20 protein-coding genes, 1 pseudogene and 1 other annotated feature are annotated in these 21936 nt (G+C 43.5%); of the genes and pseudogenes, 3 read left to right on the top strand and 18 right to left on the bottom strand.

Going from position 1 to position 21936, the window contains the following annotated elements:
- The first annotated feature begins 76 nt into the window (after positions 1 to 76).
- Together H9647_RS05690 and H9647_RS05685 are read left to right on the top strand one after the other, a co-directional pair.
- On the top strand, positions 77 to 988 hold the full coding sequence (locus tag H9647_RS05690; protein WP_191798801.1) for an SDR family oxidoreductase: 912 nt from the start codon (positions 77 to 79) through the stop codon (positions 986 to 988).
- A 248-nt stretch (positions 989 to 1236) separates the two neighbouring features.
- Positions 1237 to 1686, top strand: a complete 450-nt coding sequence (locus H9647_RS05685) for a hypothetical protein (RefSeq protein ID WP_191798800.1) — start codon at positions 1237 to 1239, stop codon at positions 1684 to 1686.
- Positions 1687 to 1790: 104 nt separating this feature from the next.
- On the opposite strand, the gene H9647_RS05680 is transcribed toward H9647_RS05685, so the two are convergent.
- The 3 genes from H9647_RS05680 to H9647_RS05670 form a co-directional block, all read right to left on the bottom strand.
- A complete protein-coding gene (locus H9647_RS05680; RefSeq protein WP_191798799.1) occupies positions 1791 to 4613 on the bottom strand; it encodes a ComEC/Rec2 family competence protein in 2823 nt (940 codons plus the stop codon).
- 122 nt (positions 4614 to 4735) lie between these two features.
- Entirely contained in the window at positions 4736 to 5254 is a 519-nt protein-coding gene (locus tag H9647_RS05675) for a deoxycytidylate deaminase (RefSeq protein WP_191798798.1), read from the bottom strand.
- Positions 5255 to 5331: 77 nt separating this feature from the next.
- A complete protein-coding gene (locus tag H9647_RS05670; protein ID WP_318245269.1) occupies positions 5332 to 5877 on the bottom strand; it encodes a ComEA family DNA-binding protein in 546 nt (181 codons plus the stop codon).
- Between the two features lie 117 nt (positions 5878 to 5994).
- Between H9647_RS05670 and comER the strand changes: the two are divergent.
- A pseudogene (gene comER / locus H9647_RS05665) lies at positions 5995 to 6858 on the top strand (late competence protein ComER); the annotation flags it as partial.
- Here the strand turns inward: comER and leuS are convergent.
- From leuS to H9647_RS05600, 15 genes are all read right to left on the bottom strand, one after another.
- Positions 6839 to 9277 carry a leucine--tRNA ligase gene (leuS, locus tag H9647_RS05660; RefSeq protein ID WP_191798796.1) on the bottom strand — a complete coding sequence of 813 codons (2439 nt, stop codon included), beginning with the start codon at positions 9275 to 9277 and terminating at the stop codon, positions 6839 to 6841. The pseudogene comER and the gene leuS sit on opposite strands and share 20 nt — an antisense overlap.
- A gap of 118 nt (positions 9278 to 9395) precedes the next feature.
- Positions 9396 to 9633 (bottom strand) — a binding site (T-box leader).
- Positions 9634 to 9765: 132 nt separating this feature from the next.
- On the bottom strand, positions 9766 to 11460 hold the full coding sequence (locus tag H9647_RS05655; protein ID WP_191798795.1) for a M3 family oligoendopeptidase: 1695 nt from the start codon (positions 11458 to 11460) through the stop codon (positions 9766 to 9768).
- 144 nt (positions 11461 to 11604) lie between these two features.
- Complete coding sequence (locus H9647_RS05650; protein ID WP_191798794.1) at positions 11605 to 12378, bottom strand: class I SAM-dependent DNA methyltransferase; 774 nt, start codon at positions 12376 to 12378, stop codon at positions 11605 to 11607.
- A gap of 94 nt (positions 12379 to 12472) precedes the next feature.
- On the bottom strand, positions 12473 to 12604 hold the full coding sequence (locus H9647_RS25955) for a hypothetical protein (protein ID WP_263621311.1): 132 nt from the start codon (positions 12602 to 12604) through the stop codon (positions 12473 to 12475).
- A 55-nt stretch (positions 12605 to 12659) separates the two neighbouring features.
- Positions 12660 to 12794: a hypothetical protein gene (locus H9647_RS25950; RefSeq protein ID WP_263621310.1), complete on the bottom strand. Its 135-nt coding sequence runs from the start codon at positions 12792 to 12794 to the stop codon at positions 12660 to 12662.
- 177 nt (positions 12795 to 12971) lie between these two features.
- Positions 12972 to 13868: a CvfB family protein gene (locus H9647_RS05645; protein WP_191798793.1), complete on the bottom strand. Its 897-nt coding sequence runs from the start codon at positions 13866 to 13868 to the stop codon at positions 12972 to 12974.
- Positions 13865 to 14212, bottom strand: a complete 348-nt coding sequence (rsfS, locus tag H9647_RS05640; RefSeq protein WP_191798792.1) for a ribosome silencing factor — start codon at positions 14210 to 14212, stop codon at positions 13865 to 13867. Before rsfS ends, H9647_RS05645 begins: the two co-directional genes overlap by 4 nt.
- 3 nt (positions 14213 to 14215) lie before the next feature.
- Positions 14216 to 14821: a bis(5'-nucleosyl)-tetraphosphatase (symmetrical) YqeK gene (yqeK, locus tag H9647_RS05635; RefSeq protein ID WP_191798791.1), complete on the bottom strand. Its 606-nt coding sequence runs from the start codon at positions 14819 to 14821 to the stop codon at positions 14216 to 14218.
- Positions 14802 to 15395, bottom strand: coding sequence for a nicotinate-nucleotide adenylyltransferase (locus H9647_RS05630; RefSeq protein ID WP_191798790.1), 594 nt, complete (start codon positions 15393 to 15395; stop codon positions 14802 to 14804). The genes yqeK and H9647_RS05630 overlap by 20 nt, the downstream gene beginning before the upstream one ends.
- 39 nt (positions 15396 to 15434) lie before the next feature.
- Complete coding sequence (gene yhbY, locus H9647_RS05625; RefSeq protein WP_191798789.1) at positions 15435 to 15731, bottom strand: ribosome assembly RNA-binding protein YhbY; 297 nt, start codon at positions 15729 to 15731, stop codon at positions 15435 to 15437.
- A 100-nt stretch (positions 15732 to 15831) separates the two neighbouring features.
- Positions 15832 to 16692 carry a shikimate dehydrogenase gene (gene aroE / locus H9647_RS05620; RefSeq protein WP_191798788.1) on the bottom strand — a complete coding sequence of 287 codons (861 nt, stop codon included), beginning with the start codon at positions 16690 to 16692 and terminating at the stop codon, positions 15832 to 15834.
- A 46-nt stretch (positions 16693 to 16738) separates the two neighbouring features.
- Positions 16739 to 17863 (bottom strand): ribosome biogenesis GTPase YqeH, encoded by a 1125-nt coding sequence (gene yqeH, locus H9647_RS05615; protein ID WP_191798787.1) that lies wholly within the window; start codon positions 17861 to 17863, stop codon positions 16739 to 16741.
- Positions 17860 to 18387, bottom strand: a complete 528-nt coding sequence (locus tag H9647_RS05610; protein WP_191799429.1) for a YqeG family HAD IIIA-type phosphatase — start codon at positions 18385 to 18387, stop codon at positions 17860 to 17862. The genes yqeH and H9647_RS05610 overlap by 4 nt, the downstream gene beginning before the upstream one ends.
- 81 nt (positions 18388 to 18468) lie before the next feature.
- On the bottom strand, positions 18469 to 20688 hold the full coding sequence (locus tag H9647_RS05605; RefSeq protein WP_191798786.1) for a DUF4129 domain-containing transglutaminase family protein: 2220 nt from the start codon (positions 20686 to 20688) through the stop codon (positions 18469 to 18471).
- Entirely contained in the window at positions 20685 to 21932 is a 1248-nt protein-coding gene (locus H9647_RS05600; protein ID WP_225229110.1) for a DUF58 domain-containing protein, read from the bottom strand. The genes H9647_RS05605 and H9647_RS05600 overlap by 4 nt, the downstream gene beginning before the upstream one ends.
- Positions 21933 to 21936: the final 4 nt, after the last annotated feature.

The following is a 21936-nucleotide window of genomic DNA, read 5'->3' as shown; positions in this document are numbered from 1 at the left end:
TCTCTTCTTAATATGACAATAGATGTCTACATTCATGAGTATACTATACTCAATACCGAATAGGAGCTGAAGCTATATGAAACCATTAGAGGGAAAAGTTGCACTCGTTGCAGGTGGAACCCGCGGAGCAGGTCGAGGAATTGCCATGGAACTAGGTGCGGCTGGCGCAACCGTATATATAACAGGTCGAACAACCAGAAAGCAAATTTCAGAATATGGTCGTCCGGAAACGATTGAAGAGACTGCGGAATTAGTAACTGAACTTGGGGGGATCGGTATCCCGGTGCAAGTGGATCATTTAGTCCCCGAACAAGTAGCATCTTTAATAGAGAAAATAGAAAAAGAACAGGGAAAACTCGATATCCTGGTAAACGATATATGGGGCGGAGAATACTTGATGGAGTGGGATACACCGGTGTGGCAGCACTCTCTGGATAAAGGCTTACGCATGCTTCGTCTTGGAGTAGAAACACACTTAATTACGAGCCACTATGCCTTGAAATTGCTTATTCAAAATAAGGGCGGGCTTGTGGTAGAAATCACCGATGGGACGGATGATTATAATGCGGATCGCTATCGACTGTCTCTATTTTATGATCTGACAAAGCAATCTGCCATTCGAATGGCAAAATCGCTTGCTCACGAACTCGCACCTCATGAATGTACAGCTCTTGCTATTACACCAGGCTGGATGCGTTCAGAAATCATGCTTGAAGTATTTGGTGTCACCGAGGAGAACTGGAGAGATGGCACGAAAAAAGACCCGCACTTTATCATCTCTGAATCTCCGCGTTATATTGGAAGAACGGTTGCAGCGGTAGCCATGGATGAGAAGAAACATGAACTAAACGGCAGCTCCTGTTCTAGCGGAGAGCTGGCAAAGAGATATCATTTTACAGATATAGATGGATCACAGCCAGACTGCTTCCGCTATCTACAAGAAGTACAAGAAGCGGGAAAACCAGCAAACGCTGAAGGATATCGTTAATTTTAATGTAAATCTATTCATACTAAGAAAGAAGGAACCCCGGCCGAAGAATGACCTCGTGCTGGGGCTTTTGAATACTCGTTCTATTTCTCACTGCCTAAAATCCTCCTCGTCTGGATCTCTCCATCCTAAACCTGAGTCCAAATTACTGCTATAATATCCAAATATTATTTGTCTTACTTCCTGTTTTTGCTAAAATAAAGTAAGACTCTTCATTCATTTGATATTGAAAACGGAGGTCAGCATCCATGACGACAAATAACCTAAGAGCTAATAGACCAAGCGGAAAGATTGTTGGGGCTATATTCACTGCCATTTTATTAACTATTGTTACAGGACTTTATCGGTATGTGCCTGTGGATGAAAGATTGGCAGATGTACACTATTATTCTTTTGGTTACACATTTACGATAACACTACTCATTAACCTTGCTATTTTCCTTTTTTTAATCATGCCACTCTCTATATTGGTGGACGGATTGCTCATGTACAGAAGAAGAAATAACAAGTATTTTATCTTACTTTTAACTTTCGAATATTGTCTTTTAGGCTTAATAGGCGGGGTTATTTTTTCGGCATTCATTCTGAATTTCGATACTTTCACTGCTCAAACTATTTACATCACTGTAGGTTCACTTGTGTTCTTAGCCTTCCAGTTGATATGTAATAGAATTTTCCCCACTACAAGAAGAAAGTAAAGCCAAGAGTGAATTTTCGTTTTAACTCAGAACATTCAATAACTCTTTCAACCCTTACCTCTTCTCTTTATTGCTTTTGGTCGCTGATCCACTCTTGTCTTTGCCTATTTCTCACTGCCTAAAATCCTCCTCGTCTGGATCTCTCCATCCCGAACCCGAATTTGGATCTCTCCCATCGTATCCGTCCTAAAAATTTCACTTCCGTGGTCTTGCAACCTCTCTGTGACAATCGGGTGAGGATGACCATACGTATTATTTACTCCTGCCGAAATAACGGAAAGACGAGGCTGAAAGTAGTTCAGCCATTCTTCCGTCGTTGAAGATTTGCTCCCATGATGAGCAACTTTTAGTACATCGATCGGAACCATTTTACCGTTATTAGATTGGTTTTTATCAGCTGAGTTTTTTATTCTATCCAAAATATCAAGCTCTGCAGCGCTGTCTACATCGCCTGTAAACAGAAAAGACACCTCCTCCATCTCCATCAAAAATACAACAGACACATGGTTTTGCTCTTCGAGAACAGGCAGTGCGGATATTTCTCCCGTATCGTCAGGCGATGTATGAAGAACATTCTCCTCAGGAGCGATAAAAGAAAGAGTGGTCTCAGCATCAGGACGATATTCCATACCATCAGAAACTTCATACATCGTCACTTTTTGTTCCAATACCGTTTGTATGAGTTCTTGATAAAAAGGTTTCTCCGTTATCGTCCCATTACTTATGAATTTGGACACGGGTATATTTTCAAATACGGCTTGCAGTCCTCCGGCATGATCCTGATCCGCATGGCTTAGAATGACCGCATCGAGTTTGTGAACTCCTCGCTTTTTAAGCAGTGGCACGAGTAGTGATTTGCCTACTTCATATGGATCTCTTCGCTGTTTCCAGCTAGCCTGCTGTCCAAACTGAATGGTGCCTCCACCATCTACGAGAATATGCTTGCCTGTAGGAGTAGTAATTAACATACTATCCCCTTGACCTACATCAATGAATGCAACCGTTCCTTCCCCTTTGCGATAGGGGCCTTGATAACTAATTGATAGACCTGCTAACAAAACAATAAATAAGATAATCACCATAATTCTCTTTAAAAAAGTAAAAGGTTCCCGTGCATAGTATCCTGCGCCTTGGACTGAAAATAGACTATCCAGTTCCGGCCAAGCGGATGAAATCTGTACGGCTTGAAATACCTGTTGCAGACGGGTGCCACCGCTAAGTAATCCATGTTTTTTCTCGTTATTCAGCACAGGGACAAATCCATTGGCAAAAGAAAAAGTGTGACTCATCCTCTTTTCACCTGGCTGTACCGATTGTAACAGTGGCGTGAGTGGAACCGTATCCTCTGAACTCAAAGGGAGCGGCTGTTTGCTTATTTTCCATTCCTTGAGCAGTCGTAATAGGTAATATAGCAATAAATAATAACTCAGGACGATTATAAAGTGAGGTTTAGCCCAAATAAGTACAAACTGATCAAAGGTATTTAGCCAGGTTACAAAATCAAAAGTCCGTTGATTCAGCCAAGAGACGACCCATACGATCGGTTTCACTGCAGGTTCCCATATGTAAACAAGCAACAGCACAAGTGCGCCGAGCGGAAGAATAAGAAAACTAATAAAGCTGACAAGCAGGAAATTGGCGCCAAATGATAAAAGGGAAAACTGATTGAAATAAAACACCGTCATCGGAAAAGATAACAACTGAGCCGCAATGGTAATGACAGCCGTTCCCGACAGCCACTTGGGCCAAGAATGAAAGTGAGGCTGAAGTAACGGAACAAAAATCATGAGACCCGCTGTCACTAAAAATGATAGCTGAAAACTGACATTTACCAGCATATACGGATCCATCCACAACATGAGAAGAGCAGTGAGACAAAGAATATTGAGTCCATCTTTCATCAGACCCTGCCTCGTCATGTACAGCCCCATCATGGACATTATACCTGCTCTCACTACAGAGGGAGATGAACCCGACAACAACACATAGAATGGGATCAGCAGAAAAGTCACAACAAGTGCCGTCTCCTTACTGAGCCGAAGCACAGATAATAATAGCAGTAGTCCCGAAACGTAAATTGCTACATGCATTCCAGATATAGCGAGAATATGGGTAAGCCCGAGTTTAGAAAAATCCCCGTACGTATCTGGATCAATCTCATCACCAATACCGATAACAAGACCTTTCATGTATCCCGCATGAGGTTCTTCAAACATGAATTCCATTTGGCTTCCAAGTTCTTTTCGCGCTGAGTCACTCAGTCGGAGTACGATATATTTACTAAACCACGTTTCAAGAGGCTGATGAGCAATCCCTTCCGCACCTTTTCCTTTGAGCAACCAGTGAATATGAAGACGCTGTAGATACTGTCCATAGTCAAAACTCCCAAAATTTCTCGCCGTCCCGGGAATTTCCAAGGTACCTGTAAATTGGATCTGATCCCCTCGTTTCCATCCTTCTGCTGTCTCTTGTTCTCCTTCTTCCAGCAGCTTAATCTGAACTTGCACCTTCTCATTAATTTCAGAGAATGTATCTTCCACTTCCTCATCACCTGAGCCTAGCGGGCGGACACCCTGAAGTGAAAGTACAAATTGTGCCCGGTCTCCGTCAACTTTGACCTTAGAGGCAATCGTCCCCTCCACCTCTACTGACATCCCGACTATTTCAGCAGGTATCACGTTAAGCGCCATCGGCAGTTTGCTCACGTTACGTATTTCTGTCCACTCCATATAACAAGAAGACACAAGAACAGCCAGCAGTAAAACTAGCGAATATACTCCTTGTATTCGTTGTAAATAGAGGAACATACCAAGCAGCAATAAGACTCCGAGGAGTATCCATATCAGGGACCATCCATTATAGAGATAAGCTGCCGAACTCCCCATAATCCAGCATACACAAAATAAGGCAAGCGGCCTCCCTTTCAAAGTCCTTTTCCTCCCCAAAAAGAAAGGAAGAACCCTATAAAGAGCCAGCTTTGACACTGTTCTTCATAAGGTTCTTCCTTATTATTTTCGATCCTTATATTCTATTGTTGATTGTACAATTTCTAATCAGAAACGGTCATCATTGTCTCTTTTGGAGGTTCATACGTGTTAAGTGAACGGAAGGTAATCCCTTTTTGCTCCATCATTTGACGCACTTTAGATGTATCTTTCGGATAGGGCCGGTGGTATACAATCTCGACGATTCCGCTGTTCGCAAGCATATTGGCGCAAGTCCAGCAAGGTTCATCTGTTACATAAACACTGGAACCTTCCCGGTCCGCACGATCAGTAAACAGCAGCAAATTTTGCTCTGCATGAATCGTGCGCACACAGCGCTGTTTCTTGATCATTTCTTCCTTGCCATCTTTAATGATTAATTCGTACTCTTCCGAAATCATACATCCTGCTTCTAGACAGTCCGGCACACCCATAGGCGCTCCATTATATGCGGTTCCAAGCAACTTCTTACCCTGAACGAGAACTGCACCTACATGTCTGCGCGAACACCGGGAACGAGTAGATACCATATAAGCAATATCCATGAAGTACGTATCCCAGTCTTTTCTTACCCCCGTATTCATCCTTCTCCACTTCTCCTTACCTATAAGTTTAAATGATTGCAATGTAAACATTCAGAAGGTCTCACTAAAATAACAATCTAATTTATCAAAACATAGGGTGACATTTTCTCAAGCATCTTCATCCCTATCCCCTTAACCTTTGTCAGATCACTCGGTTTGATAAAGGGGCCGTGTTCTGTACGATAATCGATAATCGCTTGTGCTTTCTTCTCTCCAATACCAGGTAAATCCATTAGCTCTTCAAGTGAAGCTGTATTCACGGCTATTTTGCCATCTGTATTTGCTGCAGATTGAGTACTCTGAGCAGCTTGCTCTTCTATAGGAGCAGTTTCCGCAGGCACTACTGTTTCCTCTGCGGCAGGTTTCGCAGCGACTTCAGCAGATACTGCCTTTTCTTTCTCTACTGTAGGAACTACCGGAAGTATTTCCGGTAAAGTATCCTTGCCCGAATCCGCTGGGCTCTCCTCTTGCTGCGTCTCTATTGCCGGTTCACTCACAGATATAGCTGCCCTATCATTAATAGCAGTCCATTCCACAGGAGCTGGATCACTCTTTCCTCCGAACAAGATCAAACCACTCCCAAGAAAAGCCCCAATCGTTAACAGCACTGTCGCTTTCTTCACCGTATTCAAAACCTCCCAAACGATTATCATACTCACGTAAAACTTATCGTCATGTCGTCCAAGTCTTGATGCATACATTAAGAAGAACGTACCCGCGCCAGTACCGTAAAGCAAGAAAGGGGGAACCTCAAGATGTTGAAGGTCGGATTTATAGGAACCGGCAGCATGGGAAGTTTACTCATTAACGCCTTCCTTGCTTCCGGAGCACTTGACGCGTATCAAATTACTGCAAGTAATCGAACCCGTGGAAAAGTCGTAAGCCTAGCTTCTCTGCATCCAGGTCTTTATCCAGCAGAAACAAATCGTGAAACCGTCGAAAGAAGCAACATTGTATTTCTTTGTATCAAACCGCATGAATTTAAAGAAGTCATCGAATATATTAAACCTGTCGTTACTCCTGATCAGATCATTATCTCGATTACGAGTCCTGTTCAAATTAGACACTTGGAATCCGTTTTGCCATGTAAAATCACGAAAATCATTCCGAGTATTACTCACTTAACCGGCAGCGGTGCTTCCTTATGTATTCATGGAAATCGAATGAATGATGAAGACAAAAAACGGGTTGAAATGCTATTCAGCTACATCAGCAGACCGATTCGCGTAGAAGAAACCTATACTCGAATTAGTTCTGATTTTAGCAGCTGCGGACCTGCCTTTGTTGCCTTTTTTCTGGAACAATGGATTGACGCAGCAGTACGCAAGACGGGAATCACTTCAGATGAAGCTACTCGTCTTGCGAGTGAAATGCTGCTTGGTACAGGTAAATTACTAGCAGAAGGAGCTGTGACTCCGTCACAGCTCCAAGAACGTGTTGCCGTACCCGGCGGTATAACCGCCAAAGCCTTGAACCTGCTTGATTCAAGCCTCGCGGGTGTATTTGATCAGCTCATCCAGGTCACGCACGCGAAGTACGAAAAAGACCTAGAAGCGCTAGATGCTGAATTTGGTGCAGGTGAGATTAACCGGCAACAATATTAACCAGTTTGCCTGGTACTGCAATCACCTTACGGATGGTTTTGCCTTCTAGTGCTTCCTTGATCGCAGGAATCTCTAAGCTGAACGCTTCAAGACCTTTTGCATCAAGATCAGCTGCAACGCTTGCGCGCTGTACGATTTTACCGTTAATTTGAATTACAATTTCTACTTCTGCATCAACGGTAAGTGACTCATCATACTGCGGCCAGGATACATAGCTGATGCTATCTTCGTGACCAAGACGCGACCACAACTCTTCTGCGATATGCGGAGCAAGAGGAGCAAGCAGTTGTACAAAGTTCTCCATTGCTTCGCGCGGCAGACGGTCTGCTTTGTAAGCATCATTGATGAAGATCATCAGCTGACTGATCGCTGTGTTAAAGCGCAAATGCTCGAGATCATCGGTAACTTTCTTAATTGTTTTGTGCCATGTGCGTTTGAATTCGTCATCTCCGCCATCGCCAATTTTCTCATTAAGCGTACCATCTTCATTAATAAACAAACGCCACACACGTGCTAGGAAACGATAAGCTCCTTCTACGCCATTCTCGTTCCAAGGTTTGGTTGCCTCAAGCGGCCCCATAAACATTTCGTAAATCCGCAGTGTATCTGCACCGTATTTCTCCACAATCTCATCTGGATTAATTACGTTGCCGCGGGACTTACTCATTTTCTCATTATTGGTTCCAAGAATCATTCCTTGGTTTACGAGTTTATGGAATGGTTCTTTGGTATCAACGATACCTAGATCATACAGAACTTTATGCCAGAAACGTGCATAGAGCAAGTGAAGTACCGCATGTTCTGCCCCGCCAATATACAGATCAACTGGCAGCCATTCACGTTGTTTCTCTTTGGATACAAGTTCTTTATCATTGTGCGGATCAATAAAGCGCAGGTAGTACCAACAGCTTCCAGCCCATTGTGGCATGGTATTGGTCTCACGGCGCGCCTTCATTCCTGTTTCTGGATCGATTGTGTTCACCCAGTCCGTTGCATTAGCAAGCGGAGATTCTCCCGTACCAGACGGCTTGATCTCATCCATCTCTGGAAGCACAAGCGGAAGTTCACTTTCAGGTACAGTTTTCATCGTACCGTCTTCCAGATGCAGAATTGGAATAGGCTCACCCCAATAACGCTGACGGCTAAAGAGCCAGTCACGAAGTCTATACGTTACTTTTCCTTCGCCTTTACCATTCTCTTCAAGCCATGCGATTGCTTTAGCAATGGCTTCTTCATTCTCAAGTCCATCCAGCATACCGGAATTTACGTGTGGGCCATCACCAGTGTAGGCTTCTTTTTCCACATCTCCACCCGATACCACTTCGATGATTTCAAGTCCAAATTGTTTTGCAAATTCCCAGTCACGTGAATCATGAGCAGGCACTGCCATAATCGCACCTGTTCCGTAACCAGCAAGAACATAATCCGCAATCCATACCGGCACTTTTGCACCACTGATCGGATTAATCGCATACGCACCAGTGAATACACCTGTTTTTTCTTTCGCAAGATCCGTACGCTCAAGGTCAGTCTTACGTGCCGCTTGATCTTGATATGCTTTCACCGCTGCCTGTTGCTCCGGTTTCGTGATCTTCTCCACCAGTTCGTGTTCAGGAGCAAGAACTGCATAAGTTGCACCGAACAAAGTGTCTGGGCGTGTCGTAAATACTTTCAGCTGTTCTTCATGTCCTTCCAGCTCAAAAGTCACTTCCGCACCTTTGGAGCGTCCGATCCAGTTACGCTGCATATCTTTAATGCTCTCTGCCCAGTCCAGTTCATCCAGATCATCAAGGAGACGGTCTGCGTATTCGGTGATTTTCAGTACCCATTGACGCATTGGTTTACGTACGACAGGGAAGCCTCCACGCTCACTTTTCCCATCAATTACTTCTTCGTTTGCAAGAACCGTTCCAAGCTCTTCACACCAGTTCACCGGAACTTCAGATACATATGCAAGACCACGTTTGTACAGCTGGATAAAGATCCACTGTGTCCACTTATAGTAGTCAGGATCTGTCGTGCTGATCTCACGATCCCAGTCATATGAAAATCCAAGTGATTTAATCTGACGGCGGAAGTTATTTACATTCTTCACCGTTATATCACGAGGATGTTCTCCTGTATCAATCGCATGCTGTTCTGCCGGAAGTCCAAAAGCATCCCAACCCATCGGATGAAGAACGTTATACCCGCGCATTCTTTTGTAGCGTGATACGATATCAGTCGCTGTATATCCTTCTGGATGTCCTACATGGAGACCTGCTCCTGAAGGATAAGGGAACATATCAAGGGCATAAAACTTCGGTTTGTCTGCCTCTTCCCCTGTTTTAAATGTTTTGTTAGCATCCCAATATTGTTGCCATTTCGGCTCAATGGATTGCGGTTGATAGCCGTGCTTCGGCTGTTCTTTCTGACTCACTGTCCATCCTCCTCGTCATATAAAACGTTAGAACCGGATTACGCCTTGAGCATGTCATACCATGCCAAAACGTATCACGGACCAACAAAAAAACCTCCGCATCCCATAGCGTGTCATCGCTAGGGACGAGAGGTTAGATTCCCGTGGTACCACCCTAGTTAGCGGACATACGTGCTTCGCTGTCCACTCCCTTAAGCACCCTGTAACGGTGGTGAACCGATGAGGCTTACCCTATAAATATAGCCTGACCTCATATCTCCAAGGCGAGTTCATATAACCATGGCAACCAGCTTGCACCACCCGCTGGCTCTCTGTTATGCATAGGTTCTATTACTATTCCTCTTCATCGAAAACATTTTAAGTTTAATCGCAATCATTATACAAGACAGTAACAGATAAAGTCAAATAACGCTGTAAACCCCTGTCATCCCTTTTGTTATTAAGCAGAAAATAATCACTTGTAAAAGGAATCTGCTGATTCTCTTATTTTATAGAACTTTGTCATCTATAGAATTAAGATATTCTTCAATACTCGTAATTACAGAAGTTACACACCCGTCTTTAAACGGAGAAATAAGACCTGCCTCTTCCACCAGTTTAGTAAAGGATAAACTTCCTCCTAATTTGCACAAGTGCAAATAGTTTGTCCAAGCTGCTTGATAATCCTCTCTGGACTGCTTCCAGAACTGGAACGCACAGATTTGAGCCAATGTGTAATCGATATAATAGAATGGAGATTTGTAAATGTGAGCTTGTTTTTGCCAGAATCCGCCTTGATCGAAATAGTGATTGCTCTCGTAATTACGATGCGGCAGATATCTACGCTCAATCTCACGCCAAGCCTGTTCTCGCTGAGCCGGAGTTGCTTCTGGATTACTATAAACATAATGTTGGAACTCATCCACTGAAACACCATAAGGAATAAATAGAAGAGCACTCGACAAATGATCAAATTTATACTTTTCCACTTCATTTTCAAAAAATAGATTCATCCACGGCCAGGTAAAGAACTCCATACTCATGGAATGAATTTCAGCCGCTTCATATGTAGGACATAAATATTCAGGCACTTCATAATTTCGGCTTTGGTACACCTGAAAAGCGTGACCAGCCTCGTGCGTAAGGACATCAATATCATCCGAAGTCCCATTGAAATTGGAGAAAATAAAAGGCGACTTGTAATCATAAATAAAGGTACAGTAACCGCCGCTTTCTTTCCCTTTCTTACTTACTAGATCCATCAGCTCGTGATCCAGCATGTAATTGAAAAACTCGCTCATTTCCGGGGCTAGTTCGTCGTACATTTTTTTGCCATTTTGTACGATCCATTCCGGATCTCCCTTGGGCGCTGCATTCCCTGATGGGAATACGATATTCTCATCGTAATAGTAAAGCTCATCAACCCCGACACGCTGGCGTTGACGCTCTTTCAGTTTCGTAGCTATCGGAACAATTTCCTCTAGTACTTGTTTACGAAAGTTCGCCACCATATCAGCATTATAGTCCGTTCGATTCATTCGGGCATAACCCATCTCAACAAAGCTCGGAAATCCGAGTTTCTTCGCCATCTTGGTTCTTACCTTCACCAGTTCATCGTAAATCCGGTCGAGCTGCTCTTCATGTTCACTCAAAAAAGCAGTTCGTGCTTCTTCCGCACGTTTACGCATGTTTCGATCTGTAGACCGCATGAAAGGAGCAAGCTGCGATAAGGTACGTTCTTCCCCTTCAAAAAAAATCTTAGCCGAAGCAATCAGCTTCGAGTATTCGGTAGTCAGTTTATTCTCTTGTTGCAAGTCACTGATAATGTCCGGACTGAATGTTTTGATCGTAAGTTCTGCGATCTGAAATAACTGTTCACCGTATTTCTTCTCCAACTCGGCTCTAAAAGGGGAACTAACAAGCGCCTCGTAAAATTCAGTCGTATACTTCTGGAAAACAGGCGATGTTTCATCGAAAAAATCCTGCTCTGCCTTATAAAATTCATCGTTAGTATCTACGGAATGACGAATCGACACCAGTGTTTCCTGTGTGGATAAAGCCCCGCGGAGTTTGTTAATCGCCGCCATGGCTACATCCTGTTCATCTGCATTTTTTGCTTCGCGGAACGTGGCGAGCAGCCCATTAAACGTCTCTTCAAATCGCGCCACATCCGGCCGTTCATAAGCATATTCACTAAATCTCATTTACTGAACACCTGCCTTTTATCTACATTTTCTATCCATTATATCCCAAATGGTTTCTCGGTTCTATGTATAGTTCCCATATAATTGAATTATGGTCAAAAAAAAGCACCTTTCTCTTGGAATCAAGAAAAGATGCTTTGTAATCTACTTTTTAACGGCTACAAAAAATAAACGTGATGTATTCTCATTCGCTGGTTCCCATTCAAAATCCCCATAAATATTCACATCATGGAAACCTGCTTCAAACAGTTGTCGTTTCATCCATTCCGGATCATATGCTCTCTGATTATGAACTTCTTCAAAACGGTGATATACATCGGGTCCGCTTCCCTCTGCCCGCGTAAAAATGCTTAAATGGTGTTCAATTTCATAACTGGAACGATCTAAATCACAAGTCCAGATATATGAAATCGATTTTTCATCTAACACAAAAGGCTGCTCTTCCTCATAACGAATAAAAGTGCTCGGATGATGTACATCAAACAGGAACGTGCCACCTGGCTTGAGTCCTTGATACGTTTGGCGGAACGTGCGGATAATATCCTCTTCTTTTAGCAAATAATTAATACTGTCACAGAAAGAAATTACGGTATCAACGGGTTCCGGCAGTTCCCAGTAACGCATATCCTGGTGAATCCAGCGGATCGTTCCTTCACGAAAGAAACGATTACCTTGCGGAGTTTCTTCAAGCTTTTGCCGTGCTACGGACAGCATATCAGCGGAAAGATCAATTCCCGTTACTTCAAATCCTGATTTAACTAAAGGAATCGTCAGAGAACCGGTACCACAGCCGAGTTCAACAACACTTACAGGTATTCCATGCTTCTCCCAAGCAATTCTAGCAAATCGAATCCATTCGGGGTAAGGCATGTCTTCCATCAGTTCATCATATACGTAAGCAAATTTGCGATAGGACATAGGGAACACCTCCTGAGAAAACTTGATGTTAACAATAAGGTTGAAAATAAAGTGAAAGTGTGGGCAGGATTCTGCTGTTCGCGCGATTCCTGCTTTATGGCTCCAGTGGATGGATGGTTCTTACGAGCGCTGTTGTTTTCGGATTTCCAGATTGTATAAAACCAGCCAAGGTAGAAATCCGATAACAAAGGCGCCCGCTTCGCTTCGATAGAACCATTCCATCCACTTCCGCCTCCTACTTTACTTCCACTTTGCTTTCAAAAATATGGTTGCCCCTAAGTTTAGAGGGGCAACTGGGTGAGTTCCTGCAGCTTTACTGGCAGGAACTTGTGAGTCAAAGAAATAAACAGCATGATTTGGACACTATGCTTCGCTTCTCTCCAATCATGTACTTCTTTAAAGACAAAACCTATCATGATTTAGACGCTACGCTTCGCTTCTCTCCAATCATGAACTTCTTTAAAGACAAAACCTATCATGATTGGACACTACGCTTCGCTTCTCTCGAATCATGAAAGATTAAACATCCTTTCATGAAAAGCAAAGAGCCCTTAAAGGGCTCGTTCACTCCATTACAACATAAGGTTGCTTTGTTATTCTTCAGACGCTTCTTCTTTTTTAACAAGATACGTCCAGTTTTCATCCTGAGTCACGAGGCCATCTTTCATAAGCTTGCCCATGGCACGCTTGAAAGCAGACTTACTGATTCCGAATTTGCTTTTTATAATATCCGGCGGTGTTTGGTCAGAATAAGGCATTGCCCCGTTTGGTCGTTCCTTAATAAATTCAAGGATACGGTCAGCGTCTTCATTACGTCCGATTTCCTTACGTTGAGTCATAGAAAGGTTAACTCTTCCATCCTCACGAACAAGGGTTACACGAACGCTTACTTTCTCTCCAAGTCTCAGCATACGAGTTCGCTCGGAAGAGTGAATCATCCCAATTGCACCAAAACCTAATACCCCGCCGTCTACAAGCACAAAAGTACCCATCTGTAGCGGTTTATACACCGTTGCTTCTACCCATTCATTCATCCAGGTCGTCGGTGCATGGAACGTCAAAGGATCAAGTTCTCTTTCCCCTGCAAGTTTTGCGCGCAGGCGTCCTTGCCGGTCATGCTCCATAATGACAAAGACCTCATCTCCAACTTGCGGATGAAGTTCCCTCATTTCGGGAAGCTCGCGAATCGGCAACAACAGCTGGCGTCCAAGTCCCATTTCAAGAAAACAACCCAGTCTTGGATGTACGTCAGCTACTACCAGCTTCGCCATTTCTCCCAAGGTGAGGTAAGGTTTTTTCATTGTTGCTGCTGGACGATCATCGGTATCGAAAAATAGAAAAACTTCCACTTCTTCTCCGACTTTAATATCTCGCGTCAGCTCTGAATAGTGCAGCAATACATCTTCACTGCCTGTTGATAAAAAATATCCATACGGGGATACTTCCCGGGATACCGGGAGTGTAACTACCGTTCCTGCTACTAAACTCATACTTTATTCACCACTTTGGCATCTGACCAAAGTCTTTCAATATTATAATATTCCCGCTCATCGCGGTGGAACACGTGTACCACCACATCGCCAAGATCCATCAATACCCAGCGTGCAGAATTCATTCCTTCAAGTCCTTTTATCTGGACTCCCGATTCTTGCACCCGTTTACGGATTTCTGTAGCGATGGCTTGTACCTGTGTATCTGAATTCCCGTGACAAATAACAAAATAATCAGCAACAAGAGAAACCCCTTGAAGATCAAGGGCTACAATGTTCATCGCTTTTTTATCATCTGCTGCCTCTACTGCAATCTGAAGTAATTCTTTGGATGAAATACTCATGAATCAACCTCCGATTTTGAATGTATTGGATTTACCCATTAGCTTGATTTGCTCGATTAAATCATTACGAGTAAAAATGGTTAAAGGATAGATGACTTTTCTCTGAGAAACAAGATGTGTAATTGTACCATCGAATCCGGCCAAAAGAGCCTCTTCGAGGCTATGCTCTGCAAGTTCCCGTATCCGGTCCACTCCAGGAAAATCTCGTCCCGGCTCCATATAATCCGCAAGACACACTACTTTATCTAGAAGACTCATTCCTACACGTCCGGAAGTATGCCATTTAATTGCGCTCAGAACTTCAGGATCTGTCACTTTATAGTCATGTTCCGCTACAAATGCACCTACTTCTGAATGCCACAACTGTTTATCATGAAGAAGAAGATCTTGATTCAAGTTATTCTCCCGAATGATCTTTTCCATCTCTTTGACAGGCCAGTACTTCGCTACATCATGCAAAATAGCAGCAAGATCCGCTTTGACCGGATCTGCTCCGAATCGTTCAGCAAGCACTACCGCTGTTTGCATGACACCTTCTGTATGTTTCCAGCGCTGAGGAGGCATCTGCTCGGAGACGGCTTTTATTAATTCATCTCGATTCAGACTCATATAATCCGCTCCTTGTAATATACGTAAGGACCGAGTCAGGTACCATGAACCGCACCGATTTGCCGCCTGCTAGGCGTCTTCTGATCGCAGTTGAAGAAATTTCAACCAGTGGCATCTCTGCAAGAAGCACACGGCTTTGCAAAAATTCCGGAAGATCATCCAAATGCAGATCAAATCCAGGTCGACCTACACCGATAAAGGTAATCTGCTGGACAAGTTCTTCAATCCGCTCCCATTTCGGCAAATAATTCACCATATCCGCACCAATAATAAAATAAAAATCAGTATTCGGATATTCTTTATGCAGGAGCTGGATCGTATCGATGGTGTAGGATACACCTCCGCGAACGACTTCAATATCAAGCGTTGAATAATCTTGATAACCCTCCGTCGCAAGTCTGGTCATATCCAGCCTTTGCTCGCCTGATGCGCCTGCTGCTTGTTTATGCGGTGGAATATGAGAAGGCATAAACCACACCTCATCAAGCTTATAAGCATCCTTTACCGTCTCTGCTGCAAGCAAATGCCCCATATGAATAGGGTCGAACGTACCGCCCATGATACCTACCTTCATACGGCCTACTCCTTTTACATCACATAATCAATACTTTGTTTATTTTCGTGGCAATTCAATCTGCTTGTTATCGCGAGACTCTTTATATAGAGTAATTGTATTTCCAAGAATTTGAACAAGTTCGCTACCTGTACGCTCTGCCAGTTCAGCTGCTACTTCTTTTTTATCATCCAGGTTATTGCTCAAGATGGAAATTTTCATGAGTTCGCGTTTTTCAATTGCTTCTTCAATATGACGGAACAGGTGTTCATTTGTACCGCCTTTACCAATTTGGAAGACAGGATCCAAGTGATGTGCCTGTGAACGTAAAAATCTTTTTTGTTTACCCGTTAACATTGTATTAACCCCTTATAATATGCATTTTCTGTTGGAATCTGCATTCCTCTTATGTTTGTCCATTCGTATGACAGAATATGAGGAATACAGACTATCATAATTAAAAACTTTCTAGTACTGCTTTTCTCATGGCGTGAACAGGTGCAGGAATACCAAACCAATGTTCAAAAGCAATTGCCCCTTGGTATACAAACATACCAAGTCCACCGTGAATGATACATTTCTTTTCTTTTGCTATGGAAAGCAGCTTTGTCTCCAGCGGATTGTATATAAGATCGCTTACTACAATCCCTTCTGGCAAAGCGTCTGGATCGATAGGAGTTTCATGCAGGTTAGGATGCATCCCTACCGAAGTGGTATTAATTACAATATCTGCATGTAAAAGTGCTTGATGTGCCTCCGATATAGGTAGTCCTTGGACATGGCCCATCGCTTTGAAATCGGTAGCCATCATCTCGGCACGTTCAATGGTTCGATTAAGGATGATGATCGAACCCGGGTTTTCCAGAAGCAGTGCATACACAATTCCCCGGGCAGCACCGCCAGCACCAATCACGACAATATGTTTCCCCTCCAGTGAAGAGACGGCTTCTTCTTTGAGTGATCTGACATAACCAGCTCCATCTGTGTTATATCCGATCAACCTGCCCTCTTCATGAATCACGGTATTGACCGCGCCTGTAAGCTTCGCACTGTCATCCAGCTCATCCATATAAGACATGATCTCTACTTTATGGGGAATCGTCACGTTTACGCCGCGAAATCCCATTGACTTTATTCCTTTAACAGCTGCATCAAGGCCCTCCGGTTTCACATGCAAGGGGACATAATCCCCATGCAAACCTGTTTCATAAAGTGCTGCTTGATGCATAGCCGGAGACTTACTGTGTGCAATCGGGTCACCCATCACCCCAAGGAGTGTATACCCACTAGGCTTAAGTCCTTGTACTTTGTTTGACATCCTGTCTCCCCCTATGAACTCCCATGTTCAGATAGAGCCAATCAAATTAAATTAAGGAAGGACGAACCATAACACGAACTCCGCGCGGTGCATGTACTGCAACGAGAGCTCCTTCCTGTCCATTCACTTTAATCCAGCCAAGACCGGATATGAAGACATCATTTCGACTTCCTTTTTTAATGCGGAAATCATGACGTGTCCATTCTGGAATATCTTCCATATCCTCGCGAGATGGAGGGGACAATAGCTCGCCTGCATGATCTTTATAAAGTTCATCTGCACGCTCCAGTTTGGTCCGGTGGATCTTAATTGCGTTGTTGATATAACAAGTGAAAGACTGACGCTCTCCTTCGATAAAATCAAATCGTGCCAGTCCGCCAAAGAACAGAGTTTGTCCGCTGTTCAGCTGATAGACAGCTGGTTTAAGCGGCTTATCCGGCATAATTGCAGATAAGTCTTTGCGCGATACAATCTCGCTATAACGCCATGGATACACGATACCTGGCGTATCAATGATAGATGCTCCATCATCAAGAGGAATATGGACCATATCCAGCGTAGTCCCTGGATATCTTGAAGTTGTAAGTTCCTGGTCTAGATCACTGTAATCGCGAATCAATCGGTTAATGAGTGTTGATTTTCCAACATTCGTCGCACCAACGACATATACATCACGATCTCCACGATGTTCGTTAACGGATTCAAGGAGTCTATCGAAACCTTGGTTTTGTTTAGCACTGCACAACACAATATCTACGGTTCTGAGCCCTTGTGCTTTTGCTTGCATCTGAACCCAGTTGCGAACTTTATTCCAATTCGTTACTTTAGGAAGCAAGTCCGTTTTGTTTACCGCAAGCAATACCGGATTGTTTCCGACAAAACGCTGCAGTGCAGAAATCATACTGCCTTCGAAATCGAACAAATCGACAATATGAATAACGAGTGCATCTTTATCTCCGATTTTACTGAGCAGAGCCAAGAATTCATCCTGATCCACCGTAACGGAAGATGCCTCGCTATAATTTTTAATACGAAAACAACGCTGGCAAATAACAGGATCGCGATCCAGCGCTTTAGTGGGTGTATATCCCGGCAGCTCAGGTTGTTCTGTCTGCAGTAGAATACCGCATCCGCTACATCTTCCTTTTGTGCCGTCATGCATATGATTCATTTTTTCTTTTCCTCCTCAAGCCATAGGCCTTTCCTGCGTAGACGGGATAACGCAATACGTTCGATCCGTCTGTTAAACTTCGTCATAATCCCTTCGTCTGCAATTGCAATAGGCAGCACCAGAACCGTATAAAGTCCTAGTCTGTTTCCTCCAAACACATCCGTAAGCATCTGATCTCCGACTACAATCGTTTGCTCTTCTGTTAATTCCATCATTTTCATCGCTTTGCGAAACGGGGTGTTCGAGGGTTTACGTGCCTCATGTACATACTCAATCTTTAAGGGAGTAGCAAATGTAGACACCCGAGTCAACTTGTTGTTGGAAACAATGACCAGTTTAAACCCAGCATCTCTCACCTTCTCAAACCAAGCGATGAGTTCCGGGGTTGCTTCAGGTGCCTTGGCTCCCACAAGTGTGTTATCAAGATCTGTAATAATTCCGCGATATCCACGTTCATATAGTGCTTCCAAATCAATATCAAACACGGTTTCCACCTGGAGTTTTGGTATTAGCCTTTTAAACAACATGTTCACCTCAATTTCATACGACAAACTATAACATAATCTGTACAGTTAGTAAAAAGGCAAAACGGACACGGGGAAAGCTTACACCCGTGCCGATTTCAGCCTTTTCTTCATTTGTCCTGCTATGTCTTGTACCTCTTGCCAAGCATTCTCCTGCACATGATCCGGGCTATACCTTGCCATTTCAAATTGTCTTAGCAGTTCAGAGAGCTCAGCTGCGACTACAGGAACTTCTTGTTCCCATCTTGCAATTGATTCTCGAAGCGTTTCGTGCTGCTCTCGGCGCAAACCTTTACGCCGAACCATACGAATCCACCGCTCTGTTTCTACGACGACTTTTTGATCCGGTGTTAGCGGCTTACCTAATCTTAATCTGAGAACATAGAAATGCAGCATATATCGATTGCGCCATATAATATATCCTGCCCATAGGATTAATACAGATACAGCTGTCCATCCAATAATCGGACTTACGGTAAAAGCAGCATCCTTTTCATCTGTTATCGGTTCTGGTGTTTCTTCTGGCTGAACCTCTTCTTCTTCCTCAGGTGTTTCCTCTGGATCTGCATCTTCTGCACTGGTAAGGAGCGGCATATTAAAGCCCGGAGTAGCTTCCACCGGAACCCAGCCATATTCCTCTCCAAAATACACTTCAGCCCAAGAGTGAGCATCTGCGTTTGTAACTACGTATGACATGGAAGACATCTCACCGTTGATCTGTGAGAACGCTGCATCCTCAGCAAAGTCAGCCTGACCAGGAGCATAGCCTTTTACCCATCTTGCCGGAATATCTAATGAGCGTGCCATCATGACAAGTGAAGTCGAGAAATAATCACAGTATCCTTCTTTTATTTCAAACAGAAAACTATCTACAAAGTCATTGCTCTGTTTTAACGATAGATCGGGATTGTTTGTGTAACTGAAATTGGTTGTTAGATAGTTTTGCAGTAAACTGACTTTTTCATACGGATATTCTGATGTTGCTGTAATTTCTTTTGCTAACTCAGTAACTCGCTCAGGAAAACGATTAGGAATCTGTAAGTAATCAGAATTAACCTCATCTGTTCCATACAGTTCTTCGTATGTTTTAGCTTTAATCGTATCTACTGGAATTAGCGGCACTTCGGACTGGATCGTATAGGTTTTAGGAAAAGGTGTGTCCCGACTTCCATCCCAGTGAAGCTCAGCTTGTTCACTTTTCCATAATAGCGTATTCGCTTCGCTCTCTCCATCAACCGAGACCACTTCATTAATCGCATACGCGCCGAAAAGAACAGGATACACCTTATCATTAAGCATTGTGACCGATTGGGTTACTTCCTTCGTATTTCCCCGAGTCGCAGCGCCGTCGTTATTAAGTTCACTTCTCAGATCTGCATCATCAAAGGACCGACGTGAAGAAGAAGGTTCCTGCCAACCTGTACCTGAATACTCGTCCCGTGTCTCACCACGCCAGTAACTCCGATCTGTTGTATTTATCGACATAACAGGGGAATAATCATAATTAAACCCGCCGCCGAGCTGATTATCTTCCCTGCTATATCCAGATTCAGAATTAGTAAAATTTCCATTCTCCCCAGTTGAGGAAAAATTCGTTGGTATAATATCTCCTCTATACTTAACCCATGCCGTGTAAGGATCCGTCAAGATAGGAGGTACAATCGGCATATTTACACCGGCAACGATAATCAGTGAGAAGATAACAATAACGTTGGCAACAATTTTAAAAGGATTACGACGTAATCTCTTCCAACCTAAAGGATATTTCACCTGGAATGACCGAAGATGCAGACACACAAGCCAAGCCATACCTGCAAATACAGTCCAAGCTACCTCTTTCCATAGGACAGCAGGTGTGAAAGAATCTAGAATCCCTAGGGCAACAATGTTCAAACCAAGAAACATCAGCACTTTTCTAGCATCCGTTATCAGCCGGATTATACACTCCATCATCACCCACGTACAAATTGCAAACCAGACATAAGGATTCAGGCTAGCAATAAAGGCGGTAAGGTTCTCAGATAAGGTGCCATTTGGTATAAAAATACCGTAATAAGATAATACATAATATAAAATAAATCCGATAAGGATTAATTTAAAAAACATTCGAATACTTGTACGAAATGGGATAACCATCTCACAGATCGCTACACTGATTAATGTTACGGCGACAAGTGCAGTCGTTTGCTGAAACCAGACAGGCTCTGTGTAAGAGACCCATTGCAATCCCATGATGACAATCCATAATAATGCGAATGCGTCATACCAGGAACGTTTTTGCCTGCTTGAAAAGATTCTCATGCATTCCCTCCTCCTAGAACTGAGGGCAGCTCTTGCAAATCAGACACCCTGTACCCTTTCATTCCTCGAGTACGAAGCATTGAGATCCATTCGTTGTTTAACTTTGGTTCGGATTCGCTGATAATTTGAATGTGGCAAGCCGTCATGCCTCGGGAACCTGCAAAACGCAATGTTTCGAGGACCTCTGAATTATGCTCTGCTGAAATCAGAACAAAAAATGCACCTTGCGGAAAGAAACGAATGGACTCCTGCACGCCCGAGAGTAAATTTCCGGTTCCGCTCGAATCCAGATCAACTAGATGATGCATCATTCTATAGCGATCATTCAAGCTATCGGTCGGCTGAAAACAAGTTGTTTTCTCGCTAAGGGTACATAGTCCCATGCCCATTCGCTCCCGGCTTCCGTACTCCAGAAGTGAGGCTGCAGTAGAGACAGCAAGTTCATATTGCTCTGAATTTTTATAGCCAAGTGCTCTAGAATCTAAAATAATCATCGTTTTCGGCACAGACTCGTGTTCAAATTCCTTTGATTTCCATTGCCCTGTTTTAGCTGTAGCATTCCAGTGAATCCGTGATAACCGGTCACCATACACATAATCACGAACGCCATTAATTTGTGTTGTCTCTCGGCGAGACTTCATCATTGCCGTCTGCGGACCAGATAACTTGGAATTCCGATCATACAGCTGCCAGTAAGGGATAAAAACCGTTCTCGGAAGTACCCTGAATGAACCTTGGGCTTGGAATTTCCCTTTATGCTCAATCAGGCCGAAAATATCTTCACTCACGCATTCTGTATCTGTGAAATGATATTTCCCGCGTTCGAGCGGCGGAGTTTGAAAAACAAGCGTACCGTTTCCTCGCATATTTGGAATCAGACTTTCTTCAAATGACCAGGATTCTCCATTATGCCGCTTTAATACTTCTCTAATTACAACATATGGCAATGGAAGTATGCCCGGAATCTGTAAATCCAACCGTACCTGAACTTGATCGCCTGCGTGAAGCAGCTCCGCATGTTCATTTCCCGCAGTTAACTTTCGTTCTCCCCTCGTTCGACCAACCCCGTTAAACTTACCAATCACTAAATATATACTAAGTAAACTGACCATACCAAAAAGCATAATCGATGTTTTGCCGCCCTGAAACAAAACGTAAAGCAGACATGTGATCCATACTAGCAGCACCACCCATAGTCTGGATCTCATAAATTGCCACGGCCTAAACCGCGCCAGTTTCAGCATCTAA

The sequence above is a fragment of the Paenibacillus gallinarum genome, assembly GCF_014836635.1.
In the GTDB taxonomy this organism is placed as follows: domain Bacteria; phylum Bacillota; class Bacilli; order Paenibacillales; family Paenibacillaceae; genus Paenibacillus; species Paenibacillus gallinarum.
Note: the sequence above shows the minus strand (reverse complement) of the source record. Positions and strands in the feature narration are given on the sequence as shown.

Coding starts and splice junctions, on each gene's coding strand:
- H9647_RS05605 (WP_191798786.1), bottom strand. CDS start 20,688: ATGAGAATCTTTTCAAGCAGGCAAAAACGTTCCTGGTATGACGCATTC.
- H9647_RS05600 (WP_225229110.1), bottom strand. CDS start 21,932: ATGCTGAAACTGGCGCGGTTTAGGCCGTGGCAATTTATGAGATCCAGA.
- H9647_RS05655 (WP_191798795.1), bottom strand. CDS start 11,460: ATGAGATTTAGTGAATATGCTTATGAACGGCCGGATGTGGCGCGATTT.
- H9647_RS05675 (WP_191798798.1), bottom strand. CDS start 5,254: ATGAATACGGGGGTAAGAAAAGACTGGGATACGTACTTCATGGATATT.
- H9647_RS05650 (WP_191798794.1), bottom strand. CDS start 12,378: ATGTCCTATCGCAAATTTGCTTACGTATATGATGAACTGATGGAAGAC.
- H9647_RS05685 (WP_191798800.1), top strand. CDS start 1,237: ATGACGACAAATAACCTAAGAGCTAATAGACCAAGCGGAAAGATTGTT.
- H9647_RS05630 (WP_191798790.1), bottom strand. CDS start 15,395: ATGAAGGTAGGTATCATGGGCGGTACGTTCGACCCTATTCATATGGGG.
- yqeK (WP_191798791.1), bottom strand. CDS start 14,821: ATGAGTCTGAATCGAGATGAATTAATAAAAGCCGTCTCCGAGCAGATG.
- yqeH (WP_191798787.1), bottom strand. CDS start 17,863: ATGAATCATATGCATGACGGCACAAAAGGAAGATGTAGCGGATGCGGT.
- H9647_RS25950 (WP_263621310.1), bottom strand. CDS start 12,794: ATGATAGGTTTTGTCTTTAAAGAAGTACATGATTGGAGAGAAGCGAAG.
- H9647_RS05690 (WP_191798801.1), top strand. CDS start 77: ATGAAACCATTAGAGGGAAAAGTTGCACTCGTTGCAGGTGGAACCCGC.
- yhbY (WP_191798789.1), bottom strand. CDS start 15,731: ATGTTAACGGGTAAACAAAAAAGATTTTTACGTTCACAGGCACATCAC.
- H9647_RS05645 (WP_191798793.1), bottom strand. CDS start 13,868: ATGAGTTTAGTAGCAGGAACGGTAGTTACACTCCCGGTATCCCGGGAA.
- rsfS (WP_191798792.1), bottom strand. CDS start 14,212: ATGAGTATTTCATCCAAAGAATTACTTCAGATTGCAGTAGAGGCAGCA.
- aroE (WP_191798788.1), bottom strand. CDS start 16,692: ATGTCAAACAAAGTACAAGGACTTAAGCCTAGTGGGTATACACTCCTT.